General features: G+C 61.5%; 15 protein-coding genes and 3 pseudogenes. 10 read left to right on the top strand and 8 right to left on the bottom strand.

Annotation, left to right across the window (positions count from 1 at the left end):
• Nucleotides 1-114 precede the first annotated feature (114 nt).
• A complete protein-coding gene (locus tag IFT99_RS25805; RefSeq protein WP_065986299.1) occupies nt 115-366 on the bottom strand; it encodes a hypothetical protein in 252 nt (83 codons plus the stop codon).
• Between the two features lie 327 nt (nt 367-693).
• Here IFT99_RS25805 and htpG point away from each other — a divergent pair, with 327 nt between their 5' ends.
• Together htpG and IFT99_RS25795 are read left to right on the top strand one after the other, a co-directional pair.
• Nucleotides 694-2,598, top strand: a complete 1,905-nt coding sequence (htpG, locus tag IFT99_RS25800; RefSeq protein WP_192136121.1) for a molecular chaperone HtpG — start codon at nt 694-696, stop codon at nt 2,596-2,598.
• A 78-nt stretch (nt 2,599-2,676) separates the two neighbouring features.
• Nucleotides 2,677-3,402: a dienelactone hydrolase family protein gene (locus tag IFT99_RS25795; protein WP_192136119.1), complete on the top strand. Its 726-nt coding sequence runs from the start codon at nt 2,677-2,679 to the stop codon at nt 3,400-3,402.
• Nucleotides 3,403-3,472: 70 nt separating this feature from the next.
• On the opposite strand, the gene IFT99_RS25790 is transcribed toward IFT99_RS25795, so the two are convergent.
• The 5 genes and pseudogenes from IFT99_RS25790 to IFT99_RS25775 form a co-directional block, all read right to left on the bottom strand.
• Nucleotides 3,473-4,345: a pirin family protein gene (locus IFT99_RS25790; protein ID WP_192136117.1), complete on the bottom strand. Its 873-nt coding sequence runs from the start codon at nt 4,343-4,345 to the stop codon at nt 3,473-3,475.
• 202 nt (nt 4,346-4,547) lie between these two features.
• Nucleotides 4,548-5,768, bottom strand: coding sequence for a beta-ketoacyl-ACP synthase I (gene fabB / locus IFT99_RS25785; RefSeq protein WP_065986302.1), 1,221 nt, complete (start codon nt 5,766-5,768; stop codon nt 4,548-4,550).
• Between the two features lie 10 nt (nt 5,769-5,778).
• Nucleotides 5,779-6,294 (bottom strand): 3-hydroxyacyl-[acyl-carrier-protein] dehydratase FabA, encoded by a 516-nt coding sequence (gene fabA, locus IFT99_RS25780; protein ID WP_065986303.1) that lies wholly within the window; start codon nt 6,292-6,294, stop codon nt 5,779-5,781.
• A 210-nt stretch (nt 6,295-6,504) separates the two neighbouring features.
• Nucleotides 6,505-6,885, bottom strand: a pseudogene (locus IFT99_RS27005) (response regulator); the annotation flags it as partial.
• A 68-nt stretch (nt 6,886-6,953) separates the two neighbouring features.
• A pseudogene (locus IFT99_RS25775) lies at nt 6,954-8,442 on the bottom strand (ATP-binding protein); the annotation flags it as partial.
• Between the two features lie 313 nt (nt 8,443-8,755).
• Here IFT99_RS25775 and IFT99_RS25770 point away from each other — a divergent pair.
• From IFT99_RS25770 to IFT99_RS25735, 8 genes and pseudogenes are all read left to right on the top strand, one after another.
• Nucleotides 8,756-9,781, top strand: a complete 1,026-nt coding sequence (locus IFT99_RS25770; protein WP_192136107.1) for an NAD(P)H-dependent glycerol-3-phosphate dehydrogenase — start codon at nt 8,756-8,758, stop codon at nt 9,779-9,781.
• 19 nt (nt 9,782-9,800) lie between these two features.
• Nucleotides 9,801-10,121: pseudogene (locus IFT99_RS25765) on the top strand (DUF4389 domain-containing protein); the annotation flags it as partial.
• A 209-nt stretch (nt 10,122-10,330) separates the two neighbouring features.
• The gene (gene sixA, locus IFT99_RS25760; protein WP_065986306.1) at nt 10,331-10,789 is read left to right on the top strand and encodes a phosphohistidine phosphatase SixA; all 459 of its coding nucleotides are present in this window, start codon (nt 10,331-10,333) and stop codon (nt 10,787-10,789) included.
• 80 nt (nt 10,790-10,869) lie between these two features.
• Nucleotides 10,870-11,313: a hotdog fold thioesterase gene (locus tag IFT99_RS25755; RefSeq protein WP_192136105.1), complete on the top strand. Its 444-nt coding sequence runs from the start codon at nt 10,870-10,872 to the stop codon at nt 11,311-11,313.
• A gap of 639 nt (nt 11,314-11,952) precedes the next feature.
• The gene (locus IFT99_RS25750; protein WP_192136103.1) at nt 11,953-12,798 is read left to right on the top strand and encodes an alpha/beta fold hydrolase; all 846 of its coding nucleotides are present in this window, start codon (nt 11,953-11,955) and stop codon (nt 12,796-12,798) included.
• On the top strand, nt 12,795-13,649 hold the full coding sequence (locus IFT99_RS25745; RefSeq protein WP_192136101.1) for an alpha/beta fold hydrolase: 855 nt from the start codon (nt 12,795-12,797) through the stop codon (nt 13,647-13,649). Before IFT99_RS25750 ends, IFT99_RS25745 begins: the two co-directional genes overlap by 4 nt.
• Before the next feature lie 138 nt (nt 13,650-13,787).
• Entirely contained in the window at nt 13,788-14,618 is an 831-nt protein-coding gene (locus tag IFT99_RS25740) for a DUF4892 domain-containing protein (RefSeq protein ID WP_192136099.1), read from the top strand.
• A gap of 122 nt (nt 14,619-14,740) precedes the next feature.
• Nucleotides 14,741-15,793, top strand: coding sequence for an AI-2E family transporter (locus tag IFT99_RS25735; protein ID WP_065986311.1), 1,053 nt, complete (start codon nt 14,741-14,743; stop codon nt 15,791-15,793).
• A 68-nt stretch (nt 15,794-15,861) separates the two neighbouring features.
• Here the strand turns inward: IFT99_RS25735 and xopAW are convergent, their stop codons facing one another.
• Together xopAW and IFT99_RS25725 are read right to left on the bottom strand one after the other, a co-directional pair.
• On the bottom strand, nt 15,862-16,662 hold the full coding sequence (gene xopAW / locus IFT99_RS25730; protein WP_192136097.1) for a XopAW family type III secretion system calcium-binding effector: 801 nt from the start codon (nt 16,660-16,662) through the stop codon (nt 15,862-15,864).
• Between the two features lie 327 nt (nt 16,663-16,989).
• Nucleotides 16,990-17,473, bottom strand: a 484-nt coding sequence (locus IFT99_RS25725) for a transposase (RefSeq protein WP_192136095.1), incomplete at its 5' end; no start/stop codon positions are given.

Genomic DNA, 17,473 nt, shown 5'->3' with positions numbered 1-17,473 from the left:
GCCAAGGACGGTGAAAATTTCAAAAACCCGGTTTCCGGTAGACCGCAAGGCTGCTCCGCTTAAGTGAACAGCATTACGCTTAATGCGGGCTTTGTTTTTTGAAACTCTGGAAACTTACTGCTTAGTTGCAGGTGCTGCCTGGTTCGCTTCTTTAGCGCGCTCTTGAGCGGCTTCAGCGTTCTTTTGAGCGGCTTCCTGACTTTCTTTGGCAGCGTCGTTCACTTTGTCTTGCGCTTTTTGCATCGATTCTTGCGACTGCTCGGCAGCCTTGTTTGCATCTTGCTGTTTATCTTCGGATTTTTTGTCACAGGCGGCGAGGCCCAGAGTGGCAGAAAGCATCAGGGCAATAGCTAAAGATTTACGCATGGGGTGTTTCTCCTTATTGGTCATCAACGTGCCTTCGAGCACTCGGTTATTAGGTTAGTTCCATGTTCCGTCGGGATAAATACATAAGCGTCCCGGCGACGTAATCACTGAGCCGAAGAGAGACTGTGATCGTTTGTGCGCCGTCCTCAGCCATGAGATCGGCGGCCCGAAGATTTTCAGAGGGTGAAGATTCTGCACTGACCGCACGCCTGTCCCTTGAAATCGTCTCCCCAGCCCCCACCTTGATGACAACGCGCTGCTCCGAGCCGCCTTGGGCGTTTCGAGCAGCTCCCCCTATTTGTGTGGACTGATTGGAGTTTGATGACCATGAGTGTGGAAACTCAAAAGGAAACCCTGGGCTTCCAGACCGAGGTGAAGCAGCTGCTGCACCTCATGATCCATTCGCTGTACTCGAACAAGGAAATTTTCCTTCGCGAGCTGATTTCCAACGCGTCTGACGCGGTGGACAAGCTGCGCTTCGAGGCGCTGTCCAAGCCTGAGCTGCTGGAAGGCGGCGCCGAGCTGAAGATCCGAGTCAGCTACGACAAGGATGCCAAGACCGTTACCCTGGAAGACAACGGCATCGGCATGAGCCGCGAAGATGTCATCACGCATCTGGGCACCATCGCGAAGTCCGGCACCGCCGACTTCATGAAGAACCTGTCCGGTGATCAGAAGAAAGATTCCCACCTGATCGGCCAGTTCGGTGTCGGCTTCTACTCCGCGTTCATCGTTGCCGATCAAGTCGAAGTGTTCACCCGTCGCGCCGGCCTGTCCGCCAGCGAAGGTGTGCACTGGTCGTCGAAAGGCGAGGGCGAGTTCGAAGTCGCCACGATCGAGAAAGCCGATCGCGGTACGCGCATCGTGCTGCACCTCAAGAGCGCCGAAGACGAGTTCGCTGACGGCTTCCGTCTGCGTAACATCATCAAAAAGTACTCCGACCACATCGCCCTGCCGATCCAGCTGCCGAAAGAACAGGCGCCGGTCGAAGGCGAAGCCGAGCCTGTTGAAGAGTGGGAAACCGTCAACCGTGCCAGCGCCCTGTGGACCCGTCCGCGTACTGAGGTCAAGGACGAGGAATACCAGGAGTTCTACAAGCACATCGCCCACGATTTCGAGAACCCGCTGAGCTGGAGCCACAACAAGGTTGAAGGCAAGCTGGAATACAGCTCGCTGTTGTACGTGCCGGCCCGCGCGCCGTTCGATCTGTACCAGCGCGAAGCACCGCGCGGCCTGAAGCTGTACGTGCAGCGCGTATTTGTCATGGACCAGGCGGAATCGTTCCTGCCGCTGTACCTGCGCTTCATCAAGGGCGTGGTCGATTCCAACGACCTGTCCCTGAACGTGTCCCGTGAAATCCTGCAGAAAGATCCGATCATCGATTCGATGAAGTCCGCCCTGACCAAGCGCGTGCTGGACATGCTGGAGAAGCTGGCGAAAAACCAGCCGGAAGAATACAAAGGCTTCTGGAAAAACTTCGGTCAGGTGCTGAAAGAAGGGCCGGCCGAAGACTTCGCCAACAAAGAAAAAATAGCCGGCCTGTTGCGCTTCGCGTCGACCTCCGACGACGGCGGCGAGCAAAGCGTGTCGTTGGCCGACTACCTGTCGCGCGCCAAGGAAGGTCAGGACAAGATCTACTTCCTCACCGGCGAAAGCTACGCGCAGGTCAAGAACAGCCCGCACCTCGAAGTCTTCCGCAAGAAAGGCATCGAAGTGCTGCTGCTGACCGACCGCATCGACGAGTGGCTGATGAGCTACCTGAGCGACTTCGACGGCAAGGGCTTTGTCGACGTGGCACGCGGTGACCTGGATCTGGGCAAGCTTGATTCCGAAGAGGACAAGAAGGCCCAGGAAGAAGTCGCCAAGGACAAGGAAGGCCTGATCGAACGCCTGAAAACGGCGCTGGGTGAAGCTGTTAGCGAAGTGCGGGTTTCCCACCGTCTGACCGATTCGCCGGCAATTCTGGCGATTGGCGAGCAGGACCTGGGTCTGCAGATGCGTCAGATTCTGGAAGCCAGCGGTCAGAAGGTGCCGGACTCCAAGCCAATCTTCGAATTCAACCCGTCGCACCCGCTGATCGGCAAGCTGGACAACGAGCAGAATGAAGACCGCTTCGGTGATCTGTCGCACATCCTGTTCGACCAGGCTGCACTGGCGGCCGGCGACAGCTTGAAAGATCCGGCGGCCTACGTGCGCCGTCTGAACAAGTTGTTGGTTGAGCTCTCGGTTTAACATCAGCGTCACGGCAGAACCCGCTTCGGCGGGTTTTGTCATTTAATCTCCCTCCATCCTTATCAGCAGGAGTTCGCTATGAGCAATGTGACCGTGCAGTCCATCGTGTATGAGATCGATGGCGTGAGCTACGAGAGTCGTCTGGTCTTCGCCGAAGGCGGTCAGGCCTTACCGGGTCTGGTGATGGCGCCTAACTGGATGGGTGTCAGCACAGATGCCGAGCAGATTGCCAAAGACGTGGCGGCGAAGGGCTATGTAGTGTTGCTGGCGGACCTGTATGGCCAGCAGGTGCGCCCGTCCAATGGCGATGAAGCGGCGGCTGCCATGATGCCGTTGAAAAATGATCGCGTGCGGTTGAACACGCGCATGAAGGCTGCACTGGATCAACTGACCGCGCAGACCATTGCCACCGTCGACACGTCCCGGCTGGCGGCGTTTGGCTTCTGCTTCGGCGGTTGCTGCGCGCTGGAACTGGCGCGCACCGGTGCACCGTTGAAGGCAGCGGTGTCCTTCCATGGCACCCTCGACACGCCGAACCCGGCTGACGCCAACAACATCAAGGGCAAGGTGCTGGTGATGCACGGCGCGTCCGACCCTCTGGTGCCGAAGGAGCAACTGCCGGCGTTTGAAGCTGAAATGAACGCTGCCAATGTCGACTGGCAACTGCTTAGCTACGGCGGCGCGTTCCATTCCTTCACCGACCCGCACGCCAACAACCCGGGCGTGCAGATGTACAACCCGACCGTTTCGAAGCGTGCGTTTACCTCGATGCACAACCTGCTGGATGAAGTGTTCGCGGGCTAATGTGATGTTTTAACTGTTGTGAGAGTGCCCCTCCGGTCACTCCCACAGAGTCCGGGCAGGCCGCAGCCAATCAGCGTTTCGGCCTGCTGCCCACCGGCAATTCAATCCGCTCTACTTCCCCCGGCACGGTCGGCCAGTCCCCAGCCGCCCATTTCGCCCTGGCCTGTTCAATCAGTGCCGGATCGCTGGCGACGAAATTCCAGTTCATCCTTCTCGGCCCATCCAGGGGCGCACCGCCAATCAGTACCGCGTGGCATTCGCTTTCCGCACACAGCGTCGGCTCGCTCCCTGCATCCAGCACCACCAGGCTGCGCGGCTGCACCGGCTCGGCGTCCAGCAGCAGCTCACCTTCGATCACGTACAGGGCGCGCTCCTCGTGCTCGGCCGGGATTCGCAGCGTTGTCGCGGTCTGCATGTTCAGTTCGGCGTAAAGGGTGGGCGACAGCACCGGCACAGGCGACTTCAGGCAAAAGCCTTCGCCAGCAATCAGGCGGATACGAATGCCCATGCCGTCGCTGACCGGCAGTGTGTGGGCGGGGTGATGGCTGTAATGTCCGGCCCCTTGCTCATGGGACTTGGGCGACGCCAGCCAGACTTGCAGGCCATGCAGTCGCGAGCCGCTGGCGTGCAGCGCTTCGGGCGTGCGCTCGATGTGGGCGATGGCGCTGCCGGCGGTCATCCAGCTGACCTCGCCGGGTCTGACGTGCTGATCACTGCCGAGGCTGTCCTTGTGTCGGATCTCGCCTTCGAACAGGTAGGTCAGTGTCGAGAGGCCGATGTGCGGGTGCTGACGGATGTCCATGCCGGTGCCGGGCGCGTAGGCAGTCTCCAGCATGTGGTCGAAAAACACAAAAGGCCCCACGCTCCGGCATCGCGCAGCGGGGAGGGGACGCAGGATCGGTTGGCCTTCGACGTCTTCAGCGCGGGGAATGATGGTAAGCATGATGGCGTTCTCTCTTTCGGTTCGGTTGTAGGACCGGCTTCAGCCGGGAAGGGGCCGGTCTGGGCACTGGCAATCCTGCGGCGTGACGCCCGATGTGTTCCCGGCCAAAGCCGGTCCTGCGAAATCAGGTCCGAGCCAATGCATTTTAACCGGCCACAAAAAAGGCGCCCCGAGGGGCGCCTTTTGTCTGCAACTGACTGGATTACTTGCCAGTCCAGCGCTTCATTACCAGGGTGGCGTTGGTGCCGCCAAAGCCGAAGCTGTTGCTCATCACCAGATTCAGCTCGGTGTTTTCGCGGGTCTTGGTCAGGATCGGCATGTCGGCAACGGCTGGGTCCAGCTCGTCGATGTTGGCCGAACCGGCCATGAAGTTGCCTTCCATCATCAGCATGCAATAGATCGCTTCATGAACGCCGGCGGCGCCCAGGGAGTGACCCGACAGGCTCTTGGTGGAGCTGATCGCCGGGGCCTTGTCGCCGAACACTTCACGCACGCCTTCCATTTCCTTGACGTCGCCGACCGGAGTGGAAGTGCCGTGGGTGTTCAGGTAGTCGATGGTGCCATCAACCGTGGACAGCGCCTGCTGCATGCAGCGGATGGCGCCTTCGCCGCTCGGAGCGACCATGTCGTAACCGTCGGACGTGGCGCCGTAGCCAACCAGCTCCGCGTAGATCTTCGCGCCACGGGCGAGAGCGTGTTCCAGCTCCTCGACCACGACCATGCCGCCGCCGCCGGCAATGACGAAACCGTCACGGTCAGCATCGTAGGCACGGGAAGCCTGTTCCGGGGTGTCGTTGCGTTTGCTGGACAGCGCGCCCATGGCGTCGAACAGGAACGACTGGCTCCAGTGCTCCTCTTCGCCACCGCCGGCAAACACGATGTCCTGCTTGCCCATCTGAATCTGTTCCATGGCGGTGCCAATGCAGTGAGCACTGGTGGCGCAGGCAGACGCGATGGAGTAGTTCAGGCCCTTGATCTTGAATGGCGTCGCCAGACACGCCGATACCGTGCTGCTCATGGTGCGGGTCACGCGGTAGGGGCCGACGCGCTTGACGCCTTTCTCGCGCAGGATATCCAGCGCTTCCATCTGGTTCAGCGTCGATGCGCCGCCCGAGCCGGCAATCAGACCGGTACGCGGGTTGGACACCTGCTCTTCGGTCAGGCCGGAGTCGGTGACAGCGTCTTTCATCGCCAGGTAGGCATAGGCAGCGGCGTGGCCCACAAAGCGGAAGATCTTGCGATCGATCAGCTCTTCAAGGTTGAGGTCGATGGAGCCCGACACCTGGCTGCGCAGACCCATTTCGGCGTATTCCGGATTGAAACGGATGCCAGGGCGAGTTGCACGCAGGTTGGCGGAGACGGTGTCTTTGTCATTGCCCAAGCAGGAAACAATGCCCAGACCAGTGATAACGACGCGGCGCATGCGAATACCCTTAGAAATTTTCAGTGGAAGTGAAGACGCCGACACGCAGGCCTTCAGCGGTATAGATTTCACGGCCGTCCACGCTGACCGAACCGTCGGCGATCGCCAGGTTCAGCTTGCCTTTGAGGACGCGCTTGATGTGAATGTTGTAGGTGACCTTCTTGGCAGTCGGCAGGACCTGGCCGAAGAATTTCACTTCACCCGAGCCCAGTGCGCGACCGCGGCCCGGCAGGCCTTGCCAGCCCAGGAAGAAGCCGACCAGTTGCCACATGGCGTCGAGGCCCAGGCAACCTGGCATCACCGGGTCACCTTCGAAGTGACAGGCGAAGAACCACAGGTCCGGGGTGATATCGAGTTCGGCGACCAATTCACCTTTGCCGAACTTGCCGCCTTCTTCACTGATGTGGGTGATGCGATCAACCATCAGCATGTTGGGGGCGGGCAATTGCGCGTTACCTGGGCCGAACAGCTCGCCGCGACTGCAGCGCAGCAGGTCTTCCCGGGTAAAGGCGTTTTGTTTGGTCATGCGAGCTCCTCGATAATCCTGTGCGGCAGGGTGTGGCGTTACGTACCCAATCTGGCCAGCGGGTCATCCCTCTGCTGGCAGCCTACTCATAGACTATTGCGTTGTAGTGAAAGTCACAGCACGGGTGAAATGAATGTACACCTGTGCACTGAAATTTTTCGTCCGCGCGTTGGCGTGGGTCGAATCGGCACACAAGACTGCCGGAATTTATCATTTACCGCCAGTCGCAGGTGGCTTAATGGTCAGCCAACGCTGCAAAACCTGCTGTAAATCAGTACGTTTGAACGGCTTGGCCAGGTAATCGTTCATTCCGGCTTGCAGACAAATGTCCCGGTCGCCGTGCTGAGCGTTGGCGGTCAGGGCAATGATGGGCAGCGTCGTCAGCCCCGGCAGCAGTCGGATTCGGCGCGTCGCCTCGTAGCCATCCATGACCGGCAGCCGGCAATCCATCAGGATCAGCGCGAAGCGCTCCCGACTGGCCATGTTCACCGCTTCAAGGCCATCCGCCGCCACGCTCACCTGCAAACCCAGGCTGCGCAGCATTGCCTCGACCACCGTGCGGTTCACCGGGTTGTCCTCGACCAGCAACACGCAGGCATCGCGGCTCTGGGGCAATTCAGCCACGGCGCCTGATGCGGGTTCGATCACCGGCTGTTGAACCCGCTGCAGCGGGATTTGCAGCTGGAACACCGAGCCCAGTCCCTCGCTGCTCTGCGCCTGCAGCGACCCGCCCATGCGTTCGGCCAGATTGCGCGCAATGGGCAGGCCCAGGCCAGTGCCGCCGTAGCGTCGGGAGATGGAGTTGTCCGCTTGCTGAAACGCGTCGAACATCGATTCCAGCAGGTCGGGAGAAATCCCGATGCCGCTGTCGCGTACCGCGCAGGTAAACCGAACGTGGTGGGGGTCGGCGAGGGTGAAACCCGCCTCGACGCGCACGCTGCCACATTCGGTGAATTTCAGCGCATTGCCGATCAGGTTGACCAGGATCTGCCGGATGCGCGTAGGGTCGCCGGTCACCTGCAACGCCTCCATCGAAGGCGGTAACTCCAGTTCCAGTGCCAGACCGCGCTGCTGCGCGTTGTGGGCAAACGCCTGAACCGAGGTGCTGATCAGGTCGGCGAGGTTGAATGGAATGCTTTCCAACTCCAGCGCATCGCGTTCGAAGCGGGAGAAATCCAGAATGTCGTTGATAACGCGCAGCAGGTGTTCGGTGGATTCCATGGCCAGCGCGGCGTATTCGGCCTGCTCGTCGGTCATCTTCGTGGTTTCCATCAACTGCAGCATACCCAGCACGCCATTCATGGGCGTGCGCAGCTCGTGGCTCATCATGGCCAGGAATTCGGACTTGGCATTATTGGCGCGTTCGGCTTCTTCGCGGGTGCGGATGAGCTCGTCCATCGCTTGCTTCTGCTCGCGGCTGGCCTTCTCCAGGCCCAAAGCCAGATTGTTGATGTGCCGCGCCAGATCGCCCAGCTCGGCATCATCTGCAACGGGCAGCGGCGCCGAGTAATCGCCACGCTGGATGGCCTTCACCGCCGCGCTCATGGCGCTGATCGGCTGGGACAGGCTCAGCGACAGACGTCTGGCCAGCATGTAAGTAAACAGAAGGGCGAACATCGCCAGCACACCCGCTTTCAGCAGTATCTCCTGCTCGCGCTGATTGAAGGCGTCACTGGACATGCCCACCAGCACCCGTCCCAGATAGCCTTCGACCGGCACGCTGATGGCGTTATCGGAAACGGCCTTATTGGCATCCTCGATCGGCTGTGCAGATCGGGCTGGCTGCAGGCGGATGGGCGCCTGGAACACTTCCATTTGCCGCGAATGCCCCTGTTCCGCGGCGGGTTCGACATGAACGAGTACCTTTCCGGCACTGTCGCGCACTTCGAGAAAACGCACGTGGGGCGTGTTCATCGTGGCGTTCATGAGGTTTTCGAGCACCGCGTTATTGCCGACGATGACGCCGTACTCCGAGGCGGGGGCCAGCTGGTTGGCGATGAGTTGCCCGGTGTGATTGAGCTCCTGTCGCAGGTCCTGAATCCGCACCACGGTGAAGAAGCTGATCAGCAACAAGGTCAGTAATAACGCCGGGCCCAGGCTGAGGATCTGCGTCCGGGTGCTGATGTTCCAGCCGCGTTGAGCCGTCACGAGGGGGTTCCGGCGGTCTGCGCCCGGAGGGTTTGCCGATGTTCAGGCATGGCGAAGCCTGACGGGGGACGGGCGGTGGACGCTTGGTGTCATGTGACGGATCTCTTCGGGAGCACCCTGACGATAGCTCATCGGCGCCATTGAGGAATTTTCATCTCAGGGACGCATCTTAACCGAGCTGTGGGCAATTTCCTCGGCAAGAGTGGGGGATGGCCTGTAAGTTCGTGGGGTCACCTTTTGCCGCTGGCCGCGAGCCTGGGGCTCCGTATAATGCCTGCATCGCCAGATGTGATGGCCCTGAATGGATTGTTTTATGACCCAGCAGCAACCAATAGCGGTCCTTGGCGGCGGCAGCTTCGGGACCGCAGTGGCCAATCTGTTGGCCGGCAATGGTCATCGGGTGACGCAGTGGATGCGCGATCCGGAGCAGGCCGAGGCGATTCGCGTCAATCGCGAGAACCCGCGCTACCTCAAGGGCATCAAGGTGCTCGAAGGCGTTGAGCCGGTCACTGACCTGCACGCCACGTTGCAAGACAGTCAACTGGTTTTCGTCGCGTTGCCGTCCAGTGCCCTGCGTGGCGTACTGACCCCGCACGTCGACCTGCTCGCGGGGAAAATGCTGGTCAGCCTGACCAAGGGCATCGAGGCCGACACCTTCAAGCTCATGAGCGAGATCCTTGAGGACATCGCGCCCGCTGCGCGAATCGGCGTGTTGTCCGGCCCCAACCTGGCCCGCGAAATCGCCGAGCACGCCCTGACCGCCACGGTGGTCGCCAGCGAAGATGAGGACCTCTGTCAGCAGGTTCAGGCTGCGCTGCACGGCCGCACGTTCCGCGTGTACGCCAGCGCCGACCGTTTTGGCGTGGAGCTGGGCGGCGCGCTCAAAAACGTCTACGCCATCATCGCCGGTATGGCGGTGGCGCTGAACATGGGCGAGAACACCAAAAGCATGCTGATCACTCGCGCGCTGGCGGAAATGACCCGTTTTGCGGTCAGTCAGGGCGCCAATCCCATGACTTTCCTGGGCCTGGCCGGGGTCGGCGATCTGATCGTCACCTGCTCCTCGCCGAAGAGCCGCAATTACCAGGTCGGTTTTGCCCTGGGGCAGGGCCTGAGCCTCGACGAAGCGGTGACCCGGCTGGGTGAAGTCGCCGAGGGCGTCAACACGCTCAAGGTGCTGAAGACCAAAGCGCAGGAGTTGCAGGTTTACATGCCGCTGGTGGCCGGGCTGCACGCCATTCTGTTCGAGGGCCGCACGCTGGAGCAGGTCATCGAGCTGCTGATGCGCGCCGAGCCCAAGACCGACGTCGATTTCATTTCAACCAGTGGTTTCAACTGATCCCCACACGGAGAAGCTCTTGAACGAATCAAAACTCAAGCAACACGAATCGATCCTGCTGCGCATCCTGTGGATGGTGCTGTTTGTGCTGGTCTGGCAGGTGGCGGAAGTGGTTCTGGCGGTGGCCGTCCTGGTGCAGCTGGTTTACCGGCTTTTCAACGGCGCCCCGAGCCTCAGCGTGATGTCATTTGGCGACAGTCTGAGCCAGTACCTGGCGCAGATAGGCCGCTTCGGCACCTTCCACACCGATCAGAAGCCGTGGCCGTTCGCCGATTGGCCAACGCCGCGTGCGCCTGAAGGCGAGGCGCCACACGTTGTCACGGTCAAGCCGCAACCGGCGCCTTCTGCTCCGCAACCCGCTGCAGCCACGCCGTCTCCGGCACCCGTGACGCCGCAGCCGGTTCCTGCTGCGACGCCACCGGTTTCCGACACGCCGCAACCTGGCTCCGAAACCCCGCCGGTGGTTCCCGACACCTCGCCCGCGGCTGCCGACACATCGCCATCCGCACCGGTTACGCCGCCGTCCACGCCGGGCGAAGGGCCAAAACTGTGAAGGTCTGGATTCTGCGCCATGGCGAGGCGAAACCTCAGGCCCCTACGGACGCCGAGCGGGAGCTGACCGCCAATGGTCGCGAAGAGGTTTTGCGCAGTGCCGCTCACCTGATGGGGCAGCCCGTGCAGCGGATCATCGCGAGCCCGTATGTGCGTGCGCAACAGACCGCCGAGTTGGTCCGTCAAGCGCTTGGGTTCACGGAGGCCATCGTGACCGTGCCGTGGCTGACGCCCGACTGCAATCCGCACAAGGTGCTCGAGCAACTGAGTGCGTACAGTGCGGAGAATGTCTTGCTGGTCAGTCATCAACCGTTGGTGGGCACGTTGATCGGGCTGGCGGTACATGGCTCGTTGCAGCAGGCGCAACCGATGCACACCGCCAGTCTTGCTCAGCTTGAGGCGGATTTGCCGCTTGCTGGCGCGATGGAACTGGTGGATGTTCGGCACGCTGAATGATGGCAGCGGTGAGCGGTTGTCAGCGCTCCCGGTGTTGAATGAGAGAAGTGGTGCAAACCCTCCAATAACAAGGAAGAACCATGAGTGTATGGCGTAGCCCTCCGGATCTTGACGCGCTTAATACGAAGCAGAAGAACACCATCGGTGAGGTGCTGGATATTCGGTTTGAGGCGGTCGACGATCTGTCTCTGACGGCGAGCATGGCGGTGGATGAGCGCACTCATCAGCCTTACGGTTTGTTGCACGGCGGCGCCTCGGTGGTGCTGGCGGAGACGGTGGGTTCTACGGCCAGTTATCTGGTGATTGATACGGATCGGTTTTTTTGTGTAGGGATTGAGGTCAACGCGAACCACTTGCGCGGGGTCCGCAGTGGGCGGGTGACGGCGGTGGCGCACCCGGTGCATATCGGGCGCACGACCCATGTCTGGGATATTCGTTTGACGACGGAGGATGGCAAGGCCTGTTGCATTTCCCGGTTGACCGTGGCGGTAGTGCCCCATGGTGAGCAGCCTCCCGGGCGGTGATGGTTGAGGCGTTTGACGCCAAGATCAAGAGCGTCGGCCTAACGGCCTCGGGTTTCGCCTTCGGCGAGTTACTTGGAAAGGCACCCCAAGTAACCAAGGGTGCTTGCTCCTGGTTTGGCCCCTCCTGCGTCGGGGTTCCTTCACTCCGGTCTCGCTCCGTGGGCCCGCGCCGAACGGACATCCATGTCCGCAACGGCGCTCACGCCGCATCCATGCGGCTCGGCCCACTGCGCGAGACCTGCGTTCAGCCTGCACCCAAGTCGCGTTTCGTGGTGTCCTGGCTTTTTGCGTATGAAGATCAAAAGCAGATCAAGGGCTTCCCGGCTGAAGCCGGTCCTACAATCGGAGTCGTAGCCACTCCCGCGGGGTGCACGCGCCGCTGTTAGTGGGACCGGCTTTAGCCGGGAAGAGGCCAGTCCAGGCGCCGGTATTTCCTGAGCTCTAACATCTGATCGTTCCCACGCTCCGCGTGGGAATGCCGCCCCGGACGCTCCGCGTCTCTGCCGTGGCGCTGCCACCCACCCAGATAAACACGCCCATGACCGGAGTGGCCTCATCGATGGCAGTTCCGGTCATTGCCGCCCCTGTCGGGCGGTGCGCACAATCGCGGCTTGTTCTGGTTGCTCTGGGTGCGTCGGCATGGCTCAACTTCTGTTTTTCGCTCACGCCAATGGCTTCCCGTCGGGCACGTACGGCAAGTTGTTCGCGGCGCTCGGGCCTGAGTTCGAGATTCGTCATCTGGACCAGCATGCCCACAACCCGCAATTTCCGGTGACGGACAACTGGCCGGAGCTGGTGGATGAGTTGATCCATCATGTGCGCGAGCAGCCTGAACCGGTGTGGGGTGTGGGCCATTCTCTCGGCGGTGTGCTGCATTATCACGCGGCGTTGCGTCATCCTGAGTTGTACCGGGGCGTTGTCATGCTTGATTCGCCAGTGCTGACGCGGTTCGATCAGTGGATGATTCGCGCGGCCAAGCGCTTTGGCTTCATTGATCGCATCACGCCCGCAGGCCGGACCTTGGGGCGCCGGGAGGTGTTCAGCAGCGTTGAGACGGCCCGGGAATACTTTGCCGGCAAGTCGCTGTTCCGGCGTTTCGATCCCGAGTGCTTCGAGGCGTATCTGCGCCACGGGTTGCAGGCCGATGGCGACGGGTTGCGCCTGCGTTTCGATCCCGCCACCGAAATCAGCATCTACCGTAGCGTGCCCCACACCAGCCCCGGCCTTGCCCGTCAGTTGCGGGTGCCGTTGGCGATGGTGCGCGGTGAGAGCAGCGATGTGGTGCGTCGCCACCATGCGCTGTCAGTCAAAAGCATGCGCGAGGGCGTGTATCTTTCCGTGCCCGGCGGGCATATGTTCCCGCTCGAACATCCCGAGGACACCGCCCACATGCTCAAAACGCTGTTTTCCCGCTGGACGGCCGGCGCTGACGGCGAAACTGCAATGCCAGACGCAGACGCCGCGCTTGAACGAGCACGCGCATGACCTGCTCGGTAGAAGAAATCCGCCTGAGCCTGCCCCATATTGAACTGGCGGCTCATCTGTTTGGTCCCCAGGACGGCATTCCGGTAATTGCGTTGCATGGCTGGCTGGACAACGCCAACAGCTTCGCGCGCCTGGCGCCCAGGCTTGAAGGGCTGCGGATTCTGGCGCTGGACATGGCCGGGCATGGTCACTCCGACCACCGTCCGCCAGGTTCGGCCTATGGTTTGCCGGACTATGCCCACGATGTGTTGCAGGTGGCGGGGCAGATGGGCTGGGAGCGGTTTTCCCTGCTGGGTCATTCGTTGGGGGCGATCATTTCGGTGATCGTCGCGGCGGCTGTCCCCGAGCGGGTGAGTCGTCTGGCCTTGATCGACGGCCTGGTGCCGCCAGTGGGCGAGCCGGAGTCTGTCGTCGAACGAATGGGTGCGGCGCTGAAGGCGCAATTGACCCAGCAGAGCAAGCGCAAGCCGGTCTATTCGGACATGGACCGGGCAGTAGAGGCGCGGATGAAAGGCATGGTCGCGGTCAGTCGCGAGGCCGCCGAGCTGTTGGCCCAGCGTGGCTTGATGCCGGTGCCAGGTGGTTACACCTGGCGCAGCGACAGCCGGCTGACATTGCCCTCGGCGATTCGTCTCACGCGAGCGCAGGCGCTGTCTTTCGTCGCGGCGGTGCGCTGCCCGGCGCATTTGATCGTTGCCGAGGAGGGCATGCTGGCGCAGAACCGGGAGCTGCTGGCCAGCGTTCCTTTTACGGTGACGTCCTTACCGGGCGGGCACCATCTGCACCTCAACGATGAGGCGGGTGCGCGCTCTGTTGCAGACTGTTTCAATCGCTTCTTCGCCGTTCCTTGACTTGCGACCTGCAACTGCCGAGGCTGGGGCAGTTGAAACAGGAGACTGCAAGATGGACCACTGCCCACGCCTCACCGTTTTATTTTCATGCTCGCCGCGCGTTGTCGCGGCTTTGTTTTGCCTGCCGATTGCCCTGCCATGAGCGCATCCATCACGTTCACCCATGCGCTGGCTCTGACGTTGCTGCTCACCGGGCTCAGCGCCGTTACCCAGGCGGCTGACGTTCCCGGCAGTCAGGACTTGCCCAATCTGCCGCGACTGGAAGACGCGGAAATCGTCGATTATCGGCCTGCCGTTGAGCTGGAACGCATCTACCCGCCGGGCTCGATCCGCAAGATCAGCGGCCAGCTGCGCTTCGACGGGCAGGTGGCCGGGCGCGGCAACGTTACCGCCATCACCTACCAATTACCGGTCGAGCACAGCGCCGACGAAGCGTTCACCGCCGCCCGTGAAGCGCTGCAGCAGCAGGGCGCGCAGTTGCTGTTCTGGTGCCAGGCGCGGGATTGCGGCGAAAGCAGCCTGTGGGCCAACGAGGTGTTCGGCAACGCCAAGCTGTATGGCGCCGACAACGGTCAGTCCTATTTGCTGTTGCGCCTGCCCGCCCCGGCGGACAACACCCTCGTGGCGTTGTATGGCATCACCCGCGGTAACCGCCGGGCGTTCCTGCACGTCGAGCAATTTCAATCGGGCACGCCGCTGGGGGAGTTGCTGCCGACGTCCGCGACCCTGTTGCGCGAGCTGAAAAGCACCGGCGAGCTGGAGCTGCCGATGCTGACCGCAGAGCCGCAGGAGCCCTGGATCACCTTGCTGTCACGGGGTTTGAATCTGGACAGCACCTTGCGCGTGACGCTGTCCGGTGAGCAGCGCGAGGCATGGCGCCAGGCGCTGGTGGGCAAAGGCGTGCGGGCTGCACGGCTGGAAGCGGGCGATCGGAAAGAACCCGGCCTGACCCTCGAACTCATCCGCTGAGGCGGGCTCTATTCCTGTCTTGAAAAACTGACCTGGCTGTCGGGATGGGGCGGGCTGCGTGCCAGGCCACCCCGTTCGCCGGTATGCTCAGCGGATTCGACCCCTCTTTTGCGGAATGACCGATGTTCAATAACGATCGCCTGTTGGTGCAGATCCTCCTGCTCGCGCTGCTGGGCGCCTGCCTGTGGGTAATGGCGCCGTTCTGGTCGGCGCTGTTCTGGGGCGCGGTGCTGGCGTTCGCCAGTTGGCCGCTGATGCGTCTGCTGACCCGTGCGCTCAAGGGGCGGGAATCCCTCGCGGCGGCGATTCTGACCCTGGGCTGGATGGTGCTGGTGCTCGCGCCGCTGGTCTGGCTGGGCTTCAATCTGGCGGATCACGTGCGCGATGCAACGGCGTTCGTCAAGGACGTGCAAGTGGACGGGCTGCCCGATCCACCCACCTGGCTGGCGGGCGTTCCGCTGGTGGGCGAGCGGCTGGTGGGTTACTGGAACACCATCGACCAACAGGGCGCGGCGTTGCTGGTCAGCGTCCGGCCTTATCTGGGTCAGGTCGGCAACTGGCTGCTGGCGCGCAGTGCGCAAATCGGCGGCGGCATTCTTGAGCTGACCCTGAGCATCGTCTTCGTGTTCTTTTTCTACCGCGACGGGCCCCGCGTGGCGGCGTTCGTGCTCAGTCTGCTGGAGCGGCTGATCGGCGATCGCGCGCAGTACTACCTCGATCTGGTGGCCGGCACGGTGCAGCGGGTGGTCAACGGTGTGATCGGCACGGCAGCGGCCCAGGCCGTGCTGGCCTTGATCGGCTTCCTGATTGCCGGCGTGCCGGGCGCGTTGGTGCTGGGCATCGGGACCTTCCTGCTGAGCCTTGTGCCCATGGGCCCACCGTTGATCTGGATACCGGCCACGGCGTGGCTGGCCTGGAGAGGCGATTACGGCATGGCAATTTTTCTCGGCCTGTGGGGCACGTTCATCGTCAGTGGCGTCGATAACGTGCTCAAGCCGTATCTGATCAGCCGCGGCGGGAATTTGCCGTTGGTGATTGTCTTGCTGGGGGTGTTTGGCGGGCTGCTGGCATTCGGCTTCATCGGTCTGTTCATCGGCCCGACGCTGCTGGCGGTGGCCTACAGCTTGCTGCTGGACTGGGTCGCAGACAATCGCGCGCGGCAGCCGGTCAAGTAGCTCACACCCTTAAAAAACACGCGCATAAAAAACCGCCACCGGGCTGAGCTCGGGGGCGGTTTTTTTCGTCAGGCCGAGGTGCTGACGTATTTGCCGGACGTGGCGCTGCCATTGAGGTTGTAGCGGTCACTGAGGGCCGCAATCATGCGGTTCAGTGCCTCAGTGGGCTGGGTGGTGGTGTGCGAAGTGGATGTTTGCGTCGAGGCGGTCTGGCTGCTGGAGGACGAGGCGCTGGCGGAACTCGCCGTGCCCTGCAAGGCGCTGGTCAGTTCGGCGGCAGTGATGCTGCCGTCACTGTCGCTGTCCAGGCTGCTGAACAGGTCGCTGGTGTCTTGCGCAGACTGCGGAGGTGGCGGTTGTTGGGTCTGCAGGCTGGCGGTCAGTTCGTCGAGGCTGACGGTGCCGTCCTTGTTGGTGTCCAGGGCATCGAACACTTTATTGCTGTCGGCGCTGCTGCCTGAACTGCTCAACGCCGTGGTCAGTTCAGCGCTGCTCACCGTCCCGTCGCCGTCGCCGTCCAGCGCACTCAGCAGGTTCTGCGCGTCGTCCTCCGCAGAGCTGGCGTCCATTTGCATCGGCGGAGGCGGCGGTGGCGTCAGTGCGGCCAGTTCGTCGGCGTCGAGGCTGTCGTCGTCATTGCTGTCGAGATCGCCGAACGCCTTGCTCAGGCTGACGGTGATGCCGTCTTTGGAATCCGACGAAAGCGCCGAGCTCAGCTCGTCCTTGTCGACGCTGCCGTCACCGTTGGCGTCGAGTTTCTTCAGTAAATCGTCGGCAAACTTCTTGCTGTTGGCGGTGCTGGTGGTGCTGCTCGTGCTGGCACTGTTGTAACTGGAATAACGGCTGCTGCCGCTGACGCCTGTGATCATCGGACTGACTCCCCATCAGATGGATAATGCCGGGGCGGTGCTCCGGCTTATGCAGCGTCCGGGCGAGGCGTGTCCTGGGTGTGTTGGGTTTGTACCGGCGAGCGTACGTCAGCGGTTGCGCCAGGCTTCGCTCAGTGGGACCTGCTTCAGTCGGGAAGAGGCCAGTCCGAACACCGTCATATTTGCGGTGTGACGCCTGACGAATTCCCGGCTAAAGCCGGTCCTACGCAGACCGTGTGAAAACCAGCTACTCAGCAGCTAACCAAAAAAAATGCCCCGATCAACTCGGGGCATTTTCCATTTATACAGAGAAGAAAAAGACCTTCCTCAGGCCAGTAACTCCATCATTCGGCGCACACCCAGCACGTTGATCGCTCTTTTCAGGTTGTAGGCGTTCACCGCCAGCGCCATTTCCGTTCGCGCACCTTTGAGCTGGCGAAGCAGGAACCGGCCATTGCCGTAAATCCATTGTTTGAGGTTGCCAAACGGGTGCTCAACGATGCTTCGTCGAGCCTCGACGATTTCCGGGTGGGCCTGCATTCGCAGCGCCATTCGCTCAAATGCATCTTCATAGGCATGACGTGTGATCGAGCGGTATTTGGTCTTGGTGCATTGGTTTTTAAGGGCGCAGGATCCACAAGCGCCAGCGCTGGCGCGGTAGAAACGCTTTCCCTTGTTCAACTGAACCAGCGTCAGCAAATGGCCGGTCGGGCATTGATAACGATCATTTTCACGATCATAGGTGAAGTCTTCCCGACGGAAAAACGAGGGCTCTTCGACCTTGCTGTTGATGGTTCGATTGATCGGTACA

This window comes from Pseudomonas sp. CFBP 8772 (assembly GCF_014841665.1).
Classification (GTDB): Bacteria; Pseudomonadota; Gammaproteobacteria; order Pseudomonadales; family Pseudomonadaceae; genus Aquipseudomonas; species Aquipseudomonas graminis_B.
The sequence above is the reverse complement of the archived record's forward strand: the minus strand, read 5'-3'. Positions and strand labels throughout refer to the sequence as shown.

Excerpts from the sequence above, each read along its gene's own strand:
- IFT99_RS25805 (WP_065986299.1), bottom strand. The coding sequence starts at position 366 with ATGCGTAAATCTTTAGCTATTGCCCTGATGCTTTCTGCCACTCTGGGC.
- htpG (WP_192136121.1), top strand. The coding sequence starts at position 694 with ATGAGTGTGGAAACTCAAAAGGAAACCCTGGGCTTCCAGACCGAGGTG.
- IFT99_RS25795 (WP_192136119.1), top strand. The coding sequence starts at position 2,677 with ATGAGCAATGTGACCGTGCAGTCCATCGTGTATGAGATCGATGGCGTG.
- IFT99_RS25790 (WP_192136117.1), bottom strand. The coding sequence starts at position 4,345 with ATGCTTACCATCATTCCCCGCGCTGAAGACGTCGAAGGCCAACCGATC.
- fabB (WP_065986302.1), bottom strand. The coding sequence starts at position 5,768 with ATGCGCCGCGTCGTTATCACTGGTCTGGGCATTGTTTCCTGCTTGGGC.
- fabA (WP_065986303.1), bottom strand. The coding sequence starts at position 6,294 with ATGACCAAACAAAACGCCTTTACCCGGGAAGACCTGCTGCGCTGCAGT.
- IFT99_RS25770 (WP_192136107.1), top strand. The coding sequence starts at position 8,756 with ATGACCCAGCAGCAACCAATAGCGGTCCTTGGCGGCGGCAGCTTCGGG.
- IFT99_RS25755 (WP_192136105.1), top strand. The coding sequence starts at position 10,870 with ATGAGTGTATGGCGTAGCCCTCCGGATCTTGACGCGCTTAATACGAAG.
- IFT99_RS25750 (WP_192136103.1), top strand. The coding sequence starts at position 11,953 with ATGGCTCAACTTCTGTTTTTCGCTCACGCCAATGGCTTCCCGTCGGGC.
- IFT99_RS25745 (WP_192136101.1), top strand. The coding sequence starts at position 12,795 with ATGACCTGCTCGGTAGAAGAAATCCGCCTGAGCCTGCCCCATATTGAA.
- IFT99_RS25740 (WP_192136099.1), top strand. The coding sequence starts at position 13,788 with ATGAGCGCATCCATCACGTTCACCCATGCGCTGGCTCTGACGTTGCTG.
- IFT99_RS25735 (WP_065986311.1), top strand. The coding sequence starts at position 14,741 with ATGTTCAATAACGATCGCCTGTTGGTGCAGATCCTCCTGCTCGCGCTG.
- xopAW (WP_192136097.1), bottom strand. The coding sequence starts at position 16,662 with ATGATCACAGGCGTCAGCGGCAGCAGCCGTTATTCCAGTTACAACAGT.